The sequence below is a fragment of the Kocuria soli genome, assembly GCF_003797835.1.
In the GTDB taxonomy this organism is placed as follows: Bacteria; Actinomycetota; Actinomycetes; order Actinomycetales; family Micrococcaceae; genus Kocuria; species Kocuria soli.
Genome location: NZ_RKMF01000008.1, coordinates 1 through 13500, shown reverse-complemented (window position 1 = coordinate 13500; position 13500 = coordinate 1). Strand labels below are relative to the sequence as shown.

8 protein-coding genes are annotated in these 13500 nt (G+C 69.5%); 4 read left to right on the top strand and 4 right to left on the bottom strand.

Translation table 11 applies throughout. The features are described 5' to 3' along the window. Positions 1 to 28 precede the first annotated feature (28 nt). Entirely contained in the window at positions 29 to 781 is a 753-nt protein-coding gene (gene rnc / locus EDL96_RS07485; protein WP_123825182.1) for a ribonuclease III, read from the top strand. Positions 782 to 784: 3 nt separating this feature from the next. Then, entirely contained in the window at positions 785 to 1768 is a 984-nt protein-coding gene (gene mutM / locus EDL96_RS07480; protein ID WP_123825181.1) for a bifunctional DNA-formamidopyrimidine glycosylase/DNA-(apurinic or apyrimidinic site) lyase, read from the top strand. Positions 1769 to 1873: 105 nt separating this feature from the next. Here the strand turns inward: mutM and EDL96_RS07475 are convergent, their stop codons facing one another. The 3 genes from EDL96_RS07475 to EDL96_RS07465 are packed head-to-tail and all read right to left on the bottom strand — an operon-like array spanning position 1874 to position 6815. Continuing rightward, on the bottom strand, positions 1874 to 3022 hold the full coding sequence (locus EDL96_RS07475) for an NAD-dependent epimerase/dehydratase family protein (protein WP_123825180.1): 1149 nt from the start codon (positions 3020 to 3022) through the stop codon (positions 1874 to 1876). Beyond that, positions 3019 to 5790, bottom strand: a complete 2772-nt coding sequence (locus EDL96_RS07470) for an alpha/beta fold hydrolase (protein ID WP_123825179.1) — start codon at positions 5788 to 5790, stop codon at positions 3019 to 3021. Before EDL96_RS07470 ends, EDL96_RS07475 begins: the two co-directional genes overlap by 4 nt. Continuing rightward, complete coding sequence (locus EDL96_RS07465; RefSeq protein ID WP_123825178.1) at positions 5787 to 6815, bottom strand: 3-oxoacyl-ACP synthase III; 1029 nt, start codon at positions 6813 to 6815, stop codon at positions 5787 to 5789. The genes EDL96_RS07470 and EDL96_RS07465 overlap by 4 nt, the downstream gene beginning before the upstream one ends. A gap of 130 nt (positions 6816 to 6945) precedes the next feature. Here EDL96_RS07465 and smc point away from each other — a divergent pair, with 130 nt between their 5' ends. After that, complete coding sequence (gene smc / locus EDL96_RS07460) at positions 6946 to 10692, top strand: chromosome segregation protein SMC (RefSeq protein WP_123825177.1); 3747 nt, start codon at positions 6946 to 6948, stop codon at positions 10690 to 10692. A gap of 86 nt (positions 10693 to 10778) precedes the next feature. Here the strand turns inward: smc and EDL96_RS07455 are convergent, their stop codons facing one another. Continuing rightward, positions 10779 to 12092: an MFS transporter gene (locus EDL96_RS07455; protein ID WP_123825176.1), complete on the bottom strand. Its 1314-nt coding sequence runs from the start codon at positions 12090 to 12092 to the stop codon at positions 10779 to 10781. Positions 12093 to 12213: 121 nt separating this feature from the next. On the opposite strand from EDL96_RS07455, the gene ftsY reads away from it, so the two are divergent. Continuing rightward, a complete protein-coding gene (ftsY, locus tag EDL96_RS07450; protein ID WP_123825175.1) occupies positions 12214 to 13377 on the top strand; it encodes a signal recognition particle-docking protein FtsY in 1164 nt (387 codons plus the stop codon). The last annotated feature ends 123 nt before the right edge of the window (positions 13378 to 13500 follow it).

The window sequence follows — 13500 nt, the reverse complement described above, 5'->3', positions numbered from 1 at the left end:
TGGCCGCGGCGGTTTTTGGGGGCCCTATTTGCCGACGTTTCCTAAGCGTCTCGGCGTCGACATCGACGCCGAGACGCTTCTCATTGCCCTGACGCACCGTTCCTTCGCCTACGAGCACCCCGGGACCGTGCACAACGAACGTCTGGAGTTCCTGGGGGATTCGGTGCTGGGTCTGTCCGTCACGGACGAGATCTACCGCCGCTACCCGGACCAGTCCGAGGGCGACTTGGCCAAGATCCGCGCCTCCGTGGTGTCCACACGGACGCTGGCGCAGTTGGCCCGGGCGATCGACCTGGGGTCCTTCATCCGGCTCGGCAAGGGCGAAATCCGCACCAACGGACAGGACAAGGCTTCGATCCTGGCGGACACCATGGAATCCCTCATCGGTGCCGTGTACCTGACCCACGGGATCGAACGCGCCCGGGCCTTCGTGCTCGGAATGATCGTCCCGCTGCTGGAAGACGACTTCGTGATCCACGAAGGGCGCGACTGGAAGACCGAGATCCAGGAGCTGGCCGCCATGCGTCATCTGGGGACGGTGGCCTACGACGTCGTCGGGACCGGGCCGGATCACAACCGGTCTTTCGTGGCCACGTGCGTGATCGGGACCGACCGCGCGGGGACGGGCGACGGAACCTCCAAGAAGGAGGCGGAGCGCCGCGCGGCGGCCAACGCGTACCTCAACCTCACCGGGACCACCGTCACGGACGGCCACGGCCGCCCCGTTGAAGCACCTCCCGCTGCCAAGCAGTCCCGCCGTTCGCGCCGTCAACGGGGCTGAGACGTGCCGGAACTGCCCGAGGCCGAAGTCGTCCGCCGCGGACTCGAACGGTGGGTCACCGGCCGCGTGGTCGAAGGCGTGGAGATCCTGGACCCGCGTTCCGTGCGTCGACACGTTGACGGGCCACAGGCCTTCGTCGAGGACCTGACCGGGACGCGCGTGCTCGACGTCGTGCGCCGCGGCAAGTTCCTGTGGATGCCACTCGCGGCACCGGGGGACGCCGTGGACGACCCGTGCAGCTACCGCCCGCGGCAGGCGCTCATGGCGCACCTGGGCATGTCCGGGCAGATGCTCATCAAGGATTCTTCGCTCCCACCGGACCGGCACCTGAGAATCCGGCTCACGCTGTCCGACGCACCCGATCCGGACGACCCCTCCCAGCTGTTGCCCACCGAACTGCGGTTCGTGGACCAGCGTATCTTCGGCGGCATGTTCCTCGACCCGCTCCTGCCCACCGACGACGGCGCCCCGGGCGGCCTGGGCCGCCACGGTCACGCGGTGGTCCCCGAACACGCGGCGCACATTGCCCGGGATCCGTTGGACCCGGCTTTCGACGTCGACGCCGTGCACGACCGCCTGCGGCGGCGTAAGACCGGGATCAAGCGCGCCGTGCTAGACCAGGGTCTGGTGTCCGGGATCGGCAACATCTACGCGGACGAGGCCCTCTGGGAGGCCCGCCTGCACTACGCCCGGCCCACGGAGACGCTCACCCGGGCCGAGACCCGGCGGCTGCTGGCTGCCGTGCAGACCGTGATGACCCGGGCCCTGGACGCCGGAGGCACCAGCTTGGACTCTCTCTACGTCAACGTGAACGGGGAATCGGGTTACTTCGCGCTGTCATTAAACGCCTACGGGCAGACCGGGCGCGCTTGTCCGCGCTGCGCGGCGGAGGGCCGCGACGGGGTGATCGTGCGGGAACAGTTCATGAACCGTTCGTCGTTCCGGTGCAGCCGTTGCCAACGAAAGCCTAGGAACGCTCGGTACTAGCCGCGACCGGAGCTCGCGGAAAACTTTGAACATGGTTTCCCACCGATTCCGCGCCGGAATTGGTAGGAAACCATGTTCAAAGTAGGGGGGAGGGGGAGGAAGCGGTCAGCTCACGGAGCGGCGGGCCTTCTCCATCCGCTTCTCGCGGACCTCCGCGACCACGGGCAGCGGGTTCTGCGTGTAGTGGGCCTTGAGGTTCTCCATGCCCTGTTCGACGGTCACGGACGGCTCCCAGCCCAGCACCTGACGCGTGCGCTTCTGGTCGAACCAGTGGGCGGTGGACAGCTGCTCGGCCAAGAACTCGGTCATGGGCGGTTCGTCCTGACCGGGCTTGATCGCCCAGATCTTCTCGATGACCTTGCCCGCAACCTTCACCACACCGGACGGAACCTTGCGGGTCGGGGGAGCCACGTTGCAGGCCTGGCACATCATCGCGATGAATTCGCCCACGGGCCGCGGTTGCCCGTTGGTCACCACGAACGCCTCACCGTGGCTGACCTCGATCCGCTCGAGGGCGCGAACGATCGCCTCCGCGGCGTTGTCGATGTACGTGGTGTCGATCAGCGCGGCGCCGTCGTCCAGGACCGGCATGCGTCCGCGTGCCGCCCGGTCCACGATCCGTTCCACCAACTGGGTGTCGCCGGGACCCCACACGATGTGCGGGCGAACTGCGGTGACCTTGAACTTGGGGGAGTCGGCTTCCAGGGCGAGCAGTTCGGCGGCCGCCTTGGAACGGGCGTAGTTGCCGCGGGCCGCGTACGGGTCCGCGGGTTCGGCGCCGTCGCCCTGGATCGAGGATCCCGAGTGCGCCACCGACGGGGAGGACACGAACACCACGTTCTCCACACCCGCCAGACGCGCGGACTCCAGCAGAACCCGCGTGCCCGTCACGTTGGTGCGCAGGAACTGGTCCCAGTCACCCGCGAATGACACCTTGGCGGCCAGGTGGACGACGTCGTCGACGCGCTCCAGGGCACGCTCCACGTGCTCCGGGCGATCGACGGAGCCCAGGAACTGCTCGTAACCCTGCTCCTCGGCCAGGGCGGCGGGACTGCGCTGCATGAGCCGCACGGTCCATCCGCGGTCACGGAGCAACCGTGCCACGGCCTCGCCGAGCATCCCGGAGGCACCGGTCACGAGCACCCGCCGGCCGTCACCCTTGAGCTCGGTGACGTCCCGGAGTTCGGCGTCCGTGGCGCGGTGCGACCTGCGCGGGCCGTGGACCTTGGGAGTGTTCTGGGGAGTGGGGCTCATGGGTTCTTGATCTTTCCCCCGCCCAGGGCGTTCTGCGCCCATTCGGCGAGCAGAGTGCGGTCGATCTTCGAGTTGTGCCGGACATCCGTGGGGTGGGCCTTGACCACCAGAACGGCGGCCACGTCCAGGCCCGTGGCGGCGGCGACGGCGTCGCGCACCCTGGCTGCCAGCGCCGGGCGGGCGGGTCCTACGGTCTTGGATGCGGGTTCCGTCTCGCACACGGCCACCGGCACCTGGGCGCCCTTGCGGCCCACGCCGACGATCGCCGTGCGCCCCACGCCCGGGACGTTCGCAGCGGCGTGCTCGGCCGCCACGGGTGCGACGACGCCGTTGGCGGTGTGCAGCACGTGGGACAGACGGCCCTCCACCCACAGGCGTCCCTTGGCGTCGAAGTGCCCGACGTCGCTGGTCGAGTGCCAGCCGGGGATCCGGGTCGACTCGTTCTCGGTCACCCAGAGCCGGTCGTAGCGGTCCTTCATGTGCGGTGCCTGGGCCACGATCTCACCCAGAACCCCCGGGGTGTCCACCAGGTCACCCGTGGGCTCACCGTCCTGGTCCAGGACACGGATCTTGATGGTTGCACCGGGCACCGGGGTGCCCACGCACACACCGCCACCGGCACCCTCGACACGTGCGGAGCCGGCGGCGGCACCCCTACGTGCCGAACCGCCCGCAGGCTGGGCGTCCACGGCGGCCTCCCGGATGGTCGGGAGGTCGACGTCGGTCAGCGGCAGGCACTCGGTCATTCCGTACGGCGTGTGCAGCGAGGCGTTGGGCAGGAGTTCCTGAAGGTCCTCGAGCAGCGGGGGAGGCAACGGCGCCCCGGCGGACAGCATGAGCCGCACCTTGGACAACGCCTCCCGCTGGTGCTCGGAGAGTTCGTCTTGCGTGGCCAGGACGTTCACGATCGCGGCGGGGGAGGCGAACACGGAGGTCGCCTCGATCGCCCCGGCGGCATCCGCCAACGCGCGGGCGGTCAACGTCCGGGGCTTGGTCACGTCCATGTCGGGGGTCACCGACGACGCACCCATCGCCGGAGCCAGGAGCGCGAACGGGGCGAAGGCCGCCACGAGCCCCGTGCCCGGGCGCAGGTCGCACACGGCGGCCACGGCGTCGCGCATCGCGGCCATCTGACGCTGCGTGTAGACCACGCCCTTGGCGGGTCCGGTGGAACCGGAGGTGAACAGCACCGCGGCGTCCGCGTCCGGATCCAACTCCGGGAACGGAATGGGACCGGACTTCTCCAACTGCGGCACCGTGTGGGCCACACCCAGAGCCTTGGCCCGGAGGGGATCCATCGCCGTCGCACTGATGCGAGTACCCGGCCAGCCCAGTGACTTGGCGGCCACCAACGCTTGCGGAACGCCGATCAGCCACTTGGGGGCGGCCCCCTTGAGGGCACGGGACAGACCCTTCGCGCCCAAGCCGGTGTCGGCGACGACGATGACCGCCCCGATCCGGAAGCACGCGTAGATCAGGGTGGTCAGATCGGTTCCCGGGGGAACCATGAGGTTGATGCGGTCGCCCGGCCGCACGCCGATCCCCAGCAGACCGGAGGCCACGGCGTTCACGCGGTTCTCCAGCTCGGTCCAGGCCAGGCGCTTCTTGACGGCGGGTTCGCGGTCGTTGGTCGCGGGGCCCATGTCCGCCGTCGCCACTTCCCAGGCGTGTGCCTGCTGCGCGGCGCGCTCGGTCAGACCGGAGTGGAACGGAACGAACGCGGCGTGCGAACCGGAGGTGGGCCGGGCGGCCTGGTGGTCCTGGCGGTGCGTGCTGCCCTGCGCAAAGGTCTCCGTGAGCCAGCGCATGATCGGTTCCTCGATCGCGCGGTCCTGCGGGAGCAGGTGCTTGGCACCTTCGTACCGGTGGACGGTGGCCTGCGGCATGCGCCGGATCAGGTCCAGCAGGTACTGCTCCTTGAACACCGGGTCCTTGGTGCCCCACAGGAACAGGGCCGGGACGGAGGACGTGGCCACCCAGGCCGCTGTCCGTTCGTACCGGGGATTGGACGGGTGGCCTTCGAACGCGGGGATGTCCGCCACGAAGTTCTCGATCGCCTGGCGGCGTTCCGCGGTCTCGTAAGGGGCCTTGAACGCGACCTTGACCGCCGGGTCCAGGCCCGACTCCACCAGCCCGATCGACACGTCCAGGAACGCGTTGGTCCGGGAGGTCAGGATTCCGTGGACAGCGGGTGCCAGCGCGAGGCGTAGCGGAGCCGGGATGGGGCCGCTGGCGGGATCGTGGTGGATCGCCGTGTTGGTCATGATCGTGCCGACGTGTGCCCCGGGATGCAGCTCGGCCCACCCCATGGAGATCAGCCCGCCCCAGTCGTGCGCCAGGGTGACCACGTGTTCGTCGTCGAGCCCCATGGCCGCGGTGAGGTCGGAGAGGTCCTGGATCCGGTCGTCGTAACGCCGGTTGAGCCCGGTGCGTTCCGAGAAACCCATGTCCAGCTGGTCGACGGCGACCACGCGCCACGGCTGCTCGGCCTCCGTGGCCGCCGCGATGACGTTGCGCCACAGGTAGGACCAGGTCGGGTTGCCGTGGACGGCCAGGACGGTGCCGACCGGCTGCTTGCCCTCGGCCTCAAGGACCTCCCAGTTGTCCAGGACGTGCCACGTGCGGATCTGACCGCGAACGGGCTCGCAAGCCGCATTCGAGGCCACCTCCACGGTCGTGGACCACCGCGGGTCCAGTCCGGGCAACGGCGTCTCCGTGTAGGGGAGCCGGGGGGTCTTGTGCGTGCTTGTCGTGCCCGTGTGAGTCACCAGTCGATCTCCATGAAGGTCGCGTTGAGGCCGGATCCCACGCCCATGGCCAGCACACGGTGGCCGCGCTGGAAGGCGCCGTCGGCCTGCTGGGCCAGCGTCATGGGAAGTGCCGCGGCTGCCACGTTGCCCCAGAACGGGAAGGTCCGCGGCAGCTTGTGCGACGGAATGCCGATGTCGTTCTCGGTCTTGTCCGTGTGAGAGGTCGAGACCTGGTGTGCGATCACCCAGTCGAAGTCGTCCCACTCGAAGCCCTGGGTCCGGGCTTCCTCCCAGGTCTCCGTCAGCAGGCCCACACCGTGCTTGAGCAGACCGGAGGCGTCCGTGAACATGCCGTCGAAGCCACCGATGCACAGTTCGTGGTGCTGGGTGGCGGAGCGGGTCACGGAGGTGCGGATGCGGTGGCCCTCCGGGTGGGTGTCCGCCTTGCCGACGACGGCCGCGGCAGCACCGCAGCCCAGGGTCAGGGTGGCGAATTCCCGGATGACGTCCGCGCGGGTCACGTGCGGCTGCTTGAGGCGCTCGAAGGCTTCACGGTGCCACCGGGTGGGGTCCTCGGCGGCCAGGACGACGGCGTAGTCCACCGCGCCCGAATCCACCATGGTGGAGGCCACCGTCAGCCCGTTCACGAAGCCCAGGCAGGCGTTCGTGATGTCGAAGTTCAGGGTCGAGGACGGCATGCCCAGACGTGCGTGTTCGGAGACCGACACCGCGGGCTCGTAACCGTCACGGGTCACCGAACAGTTGATGAGCAGACCCACCTGGTCCGGGGTGATCCCGGCTTCGTCCATGGCTGCCTGCGCGGCCTCCACAGCGCCGTCGGTGTAGTGCCGACCCTCCGACCACTCCCGGTGTTCCTTGACTCCCGCCAACCGTTCGAGCAGCCCGGTGGGCAACTTGAGCCGTTCGAAAGTCTCCGCGAGCTTCTGGTCGGCGGTCTCCGACTTGACGACCACGTCGGCCTCGACCTTCTTGATCGACAAGAGGGAGGCGTTCTGGTGCTTGATGATGGAGTTTCCTGGCAACGCACGAGCTTTCGTCGAGGGGATGAGAACGGCTCCGGTCAGTCTAGCCACCGGTGGGAAGGCACCTGTTCAACGGGCAGGGTGTTCTCCCCTGGCGGACCCGTGACAAGGCGCACGCTAGGATCGACGGGTGCATCTGAAGACCTTGACCGTGCGTGGCTTCAAGTCTTTCGCCTCCGCCACCACGTTCGAGTTCGAGCCGGGGGTCACCTGCGTGGTGGGCCCCAACGGGTCCGGGAAGTCCAACGTGGTGGACGCCCTCACCTGGGTCATGGGGGAGCAGGGCGCCAAGACACTGCGCGGCGGCAAGATGGAGGACGTCATCTTCGCCGGGACCTCCGGCCGTCAGGCACTGGGTCGCGCGCACGTCTCCCTGACCATCGACAACACCGACGGCGCCCTGCCGATCGAGTTCACCGAAGTCACCATCGCCCGCACGCTGTTCCGCACGGGCGGATCCGAATACGCAATCAACGGCCAGTCCTGCCGACTGCTGGACATCCAGGAACTGCTCTCCGACTCCGGGCTGGGCCGGGAGATGCACGTGGTCGTGGGACAGGGACAACTGGACCGCATCCTGCACGCCACTCCGGAGGAACGCCGTGGTTTCGTGGAGGAGGCCGCGGGCATCCTCAAGCACCGGCGCCGCAGGGAGCGCACGGTGCGCAAGCTCGAGGGAATGCAGGTCAACCTCGACCGGCTCGAGGACCTGCTCTCGGAGATCCGCCGTCAACTCACGCCCCTGGGCCGTCAGGCGCGGGTGGCGCGCCGGGCGCAACGTATTCAGTACGACGTGCGGGACGCCCGCGCCAGGTTGCTGGCCGACGACCTGGTCCAGGCCCAGTCCGCGTTGGCGGTCGACGTCGAGACCGAGCGTCGCCTCCGGGAGGAGAAGGAGACCGCCGAACGGGAACTCGCGGCTACACGCGCCCGCCAGGACGGTCTGGAGGCCCGCGCGGCCGAAGCCACCCCCGCCGTGACCGCGGCCCGCGAGACCTGGTACGAACTCACCGCGGTCCGGGAACGCCACCGGTCCCTGCACCAGGTGGCCTCCGAACGCCGTCGTCTGTTGGGCACCACCGAGGAGACCCCGCACTCAGACCGCGACCCCGACCGATTGGCCGAGCAGGCTCAGCGCACCCGGGACGAGGAGAAGGCCGTGCTCGCCCGGGTCGAAGAGGCCGTGGACGCCCTGGCCGAGGCCATCCAGGACCGTGAGGACACCGAGTCGCAGGCGCGGGCCGCCGAAGCGGAGGTCACCGCGATTCTGCGTTCTGCCGCCGACCGCCGCGAGGGGATGGCCAAGCTCTCCGGGGGAGTCGGCACCGCGCGTTCACGGGTGGAAGCCGCGGAGAACGAACTCGAACGCCTGCGCGAGACCGTTGGGCAGGCCGCTGCACGACGACAGAGCGCTGCGGGTGAGGTGGAAAAGCTCCGGCTCGAAGCAGACGACGCGCGGGCCGCCGTCGAACGTGCGCGGGCCGAGCGGGACGACGCCGTCGAATCCTTCGAATCCGCGCGGGAACTGGCCCGGGAAACGGCCACCGCGCGCACGGAGGCGTTACGCGCCCACGACGCCCAGGCGGCGCGTGCCGAGACCTTGCGTGCCTCCGTGCGGCAACCCGACGGCTCCGAGGCGGTTCGTGAACGGGCGCGGGACGCGGTGGTCGGTGCCGTCGCATCCATGGTGAGCGTGGAACCCGGGTGGGAGCGTGCGGTCACCGCGGCACTGGGTCCGCTGGCAGAGGCGCTCGCGGTGCGGAGCCACACCGCCGCCGCCCGGGCGTTTGACGCCCTGCGGGAGTCCGGGGCCGGACGCGTACACGTCCTGGTCACGGACGGAACTGACGGCGCTCCCACGCACCCGGGCCTCCCGGAAGAGGTCCGTCGGCTCGCCGGCGTGCGTCCGGCCGCGGAAGCCGTGACCGGCGACGCCGGGGAGGTGCTTGACCACGTGCGGTCGGTGCTGGCCGACACGGTGCTGGTGCAGGACCCGGCCACGGCGGTCCGCCTGGTCGCCGAACACCCCAGCGTGCGCGCGGTGACCCGGCACGGGGACGTCTTCGCCCCCCACAGCGCGTGGGGCGGTGCAGAGGAGGCCGCGGGGTCGATGGAAACCCTGGCCCGCGCCGACGAGGCCGAGGCGAAGCTGGACGAGCACGCCCGGACGCTGCGTGAGGCCACCGCGGCAGCGGAAGCCGCAGCAGCGGAGCGGGATCGGTTGCGTCCTGTGGCGGATGCGGCGCGCGGGGGCCTGCAGACCGCCGAGAAGGCCGCGCAACAAGCACAGTCGGCGCTGTCCCGGACGGAGGCGGTGCTCGACTCCGCGCAGGCCGAGTCCGAGCGTTTCGACCGGCAGGTCGGACAGGCGCAGGACCAGGTGGCCGCACAACAGCGAGCCCTGACCGAGGCACTCGGGCGTCTTGAGGCCGCGCAGGAGACCACCGACGACGACGCCGACGAACAGCGACACCTGGACGCCGTGGCCCGCCGCGACGCCGCCCAGGACGCCGCGGTCCGGGCTCGTGGAGCCGAGACCGAAGCCCGCCTCTCCCTGCGGTCTCTCGAAGAACAGGCCCGGTCCCTGGGGAACCGGGCACATTCCCAGGAGCGTGCCGCCGCCAGTGAACGGCGGGCCCGGGAGGAGGCCGAACGGCGCGCACAACGACGTCGCCTGCAGGCGCGTAACGCCCAGGCCGTGGTGGACGCGGTGGCGCAGATCCTCGCCCGGATCGACGCCTCGGTCGAGGCCGCGGAGGCCGAGCGTGCCCGCGCGGAGGAGGTCCGCGCCCAGATCGAAGCGGAGCTCCAAGAGGTGCGGGGGCGCACCGATGCGTTGGGGAAGACCGTCCACGACCTCACGGACAGCGTCCACCGCGACGAACTCGCCAGGGCCCAGCAGCGGGCACGGATCGAGGCCCTGGAGACCAAGTCGCTCGAAGACCTGGGCCTGACCCCGGACGCCCTGGTGGACAACTACGGACCCCACCTGTTGGTCCCCGACGCGGACGCCGTCCTGGAGGCCGCCCAACTGCGCGACGAGAGGGCAGCCGCGCTCGCGGCGCGACGGGAACTCGAGGCCGAACGCGACGGCACCCAGCAAGGGACGGACGACGACGTCGACTTCGGCAGCGATTCCGGTGTGGAACCCGGGACTGACGAACCCGAGCAGGACGAGGATCTCGACGTCGATACCGACGCCGAGCCTCTGGGCAAGCCCTACGTGCGGTCCGAACAGGAGAAGCGCCTGGCCGCCGCCGAGAAGGACCTGAGCAAACTCGGGCGGGTCAACCCACTGGCGCTCGAGGAGTTCGCCGCGCTCGAGGAACGCCACTCGTTCCTCTCCGAACAACTCGAGGACCTCAAGAAGACCCGGGCGGATCTCCGCCAGATCATCCGCGACGTGGACGAGCACGTGGAGAAGGTCTTCGCGGAGGCCTGGCACGACGTCGAACGCGAATTCACCGGTGTGTTCTCGACCTTGTTCCCCGGAGGGGAGGGGCGGCTGCGCCTGACCGATCCGAGTGACTACCTCGCCACGGGGATCGAGGTCGAGGCGCGCCCCGCGGGGAAGAAGATCAAGCGACTCTCACTGCTGTCCGGTGGCGAGCGGTCCCTGACCGCCATCGCCATGCTGGTGGCCATCTTCAAGGCTCGGCCGTCTCCGTTCTACGTGCTGGACGAGGTCGAAGCCGCGTTGGACGACCGCAACCTGGGGCGCCTGCTGACCATCCTGCGGGAGTTGCAGGAGACCTCTCAGCTCATCGTCATCACCCACCAGAAGCGGACCATGGAGATCGCCGATGCCGTGTACGGCGTGACCATGCGCGACGGCGTCACCACGGTCCTGGGGCAGCGGCTCAAGGAACTCCGCTGAGGGCGCAGGGTGTGTCAGACGGCGCGCCCGACCGCCCGTGCAGTTTTTATGACTTTCCCGTGAAGTCATAAAAACGGTCGTCGCGGTTATGACTTCCGGTTCGGGGCGTCGGGTTCATCGTCACGTGTCTCTTGTTGCGAAACCTGAGGCACGGAGCCCGTGGGGACGGGGTCGACGTCGTCGCGCTTGAGGGTGTCCGTGACCGGAATCCACGCGGCGGCGGCCACGATGAGCAGGGCCCCCGAGATGCCGAAGGCCCAGCCGAATCCGGTGGCGTCCACGATCGCACCGGCCAGGATGGGGCCGGCGATCTGGCCGGCGTCCATGGACATCTGGAAGCGCGACAGGACCTGCCCGCCCGACCGGTGGGGGCCGATCACATCGGCCACGGTGGCCTGGAGGCCAGGGTTGAGCGTTCCGGACCCGGCTCCCGCCAGGAAGGCGGCGACGGCGAAGACGGCCACGTTCTCCGTCAGACCGATCACGGCCGTCATGGCGCCGGCCACCAGGAGACCCGTGACCACCAGCGGCTTGCGCCCGATCTGGTCCGTCAAGCGGCCCGTGAACGTCAACGCCAGGGCCGAACCGGCCGCGAACACCGTCAGAGCGATACCCGAGAGCGCCGGGCCCGCGCCGAACACAGCGGAGGCCAGCAGTGGGATGAGCGCGACGCGGATGCCGAACGACGTCCATCCGTTGGCGAAGGCCGAGACCATGGCGGCCCGGTAGGGCCCGAAGGCCCACGCCTCCTTGAACTCCATGCGTGGTTGGGCCGCCCGCTGGGATCGGTCGCCCAATGCCTCCGGAGAAATCCTCAGGTAGACCACCGCCGCGGCGATCAGGATGGCCACGCCGTAGATCACGAACGGCGCGCGGAGCCCCAGACCCGCGAGCAGGCCGCCCAGGGCCGGACCCAGGATCCCGCCCAGCAGGAACGTGGTCGCGTACAACCCGGAGATCCGCCCGCGTTCGGTGACCGGAGCCAACCGCACGATCAGGCCCATCGCGGAGACCGTGAACATGGTGGACCCGATGCCGCCCAGGCCGCGGAAGATCAGCAGCTGCCAGTAGCTCGTGGCGAAGGCCGTGGCGAATGACGAGAGCGCCACGATCACCAGGCCCGTGAGATACGTACGACGTTCCCCGACACGGTCCAGGATGCGGCCACCGGTCGGGGCGAACACCAGGCGGCAGAACGCGAAGGCCGAGATCACCGCGGAGGAGGCGGCCACTCCGACGTCGAAACTCGCGGCGTACTGCGGCAGCACCGGCACCACGATGCCGAAGCCGATCGCGATCGCGAAGGCGGCCGCGATGAGGACCTTGACCTCCTGAGGGACAGGTGTGCGGGGTGGCTTGGCACTGCGCTTGGACGAGCGCTTCGGGGATCTGACGGACACGCGAGCAGTCTAGGAGGGATCCCGTGCGGTGGCCTCGCGGTTCGCGGGCGGCCGATCGCCCCGCGCACGGACCTCGCGCACACGGAGCGGGCTGCGCCGTTGCTCCGGGCCGTGATGCAATATGCACGTGGACCAGATACCCGTGTATGTGTACGTGATCGTCGCCGTCGTCATTCTCGCCCTGCTGGGGTTCGTGCTGTTGCGCGGGCCCAAGGCACCTCCCGGTGGGTACAAGAGCACCCGCGACCCGGACGACCCGATCCCGGGCGGAGCCGGAGGGGATGGGGCAGACGGTTCGACGGACTCCGGCGCCGGCGGGGCCGGAACCACCGTCAAGGAAGCACCGAGCCTGGACCGCCCCGAGTCGGTCGGTTCCCGCATGGCACGGCTGCGCGGAAGGCTGGCCAAGTCCAACAACGTCTTCGGGCGCGGCCTGCTGGCCTTGCTCTCCCGGGACCGGATCGACCAGGACGTCTGGGACGAGATCGAGGAGACCCTGCTCCTGGCCGACCTGGGGTCCGAGGCGTCCATGGACCTGGTGGAAGCCCTCCAGCGCCGGGTCAAGGTGGAAGGAACGCAGGATCCCAACCACGTCAAAGCCATGCTGCGCGAGGAACTGCTCAAGCTGGTCGATCCCACGATGGACCGCTCCCTGGCGATCGACCGCAAGGACATGGCACCCGCCGTCGTCCTGGTGGTCGGCGTGAACGGCGTGGGCAAGACCACCACAGTCGGCAAGCTCGCCCGCGTGCTCGTGGCCGAGGACAAGGACGTGGTCCTGGGTGCTGCCGACACGTTCCGCGCCGCGGCCGCTGACCAGCTGCAGACCTGGGGCAACCGGGTCGGGGTGGTCACGGTGCGCTCGGAGACCGAGGGAGCCGATCCGGCCTCGGTGGCCTTCGACGCCGTGAAGACGGGGATCGAGTCCGAATCCGACGTCGTGCTCCTGGACACCGCCGGCCGCCTGCAGAACAAGGCCGGTCTGATGGACCAACTGGGCAAGATCAAGCGCGTGGTCGGCAAGGCCGCCGACGTGGACGAGGTCCTGCTGGTCATCGACGCAACCACGGGGCAGAACGGCATGGTCCAGGCCAAGGTGTTCTCCGAGGCCGTGAACGTCACGGGCATCGTGCTCACCAAGCTGGACGGCACCGCCAAGGGCGGCATCGTGGTGGCCATCCAGCGTGCCCTGGGTGTGCCCGTCAAACTCATCGGCCTGGGGGAGGGCCCGGACGACCTGGCCCCGTTCGACGCCGAACAGTTCGTGGACGCGCTCCTGGACTAGGTGTACTTCCCCGGCAGGTTGTGAACACGCGGGGTAGATGAAGGCCTCCGGGCAAGATGTGGGTTACCACACTCAACATCTTCACCACGGAGGCCTTCGTGACTCACGCTAACGCACCTTTGA

Excerpts from the sequence above, each read along its gene's own strand:
- EDL96_RS07475 (WP_123825180.1), bottom strand. The coding sequence starts at position 3,022 with ATGAGCCCCACTCCCCAGAACACTCCCAAGGTCCACGGCCCGCGCAGG.
- ftsY (WP_123825175.1), top strand. The coding sequence starts at position 12,214 with ATGCACGTGGACCAGATACCCGTGTATGTGTACGTGATCGTCGCCGTC.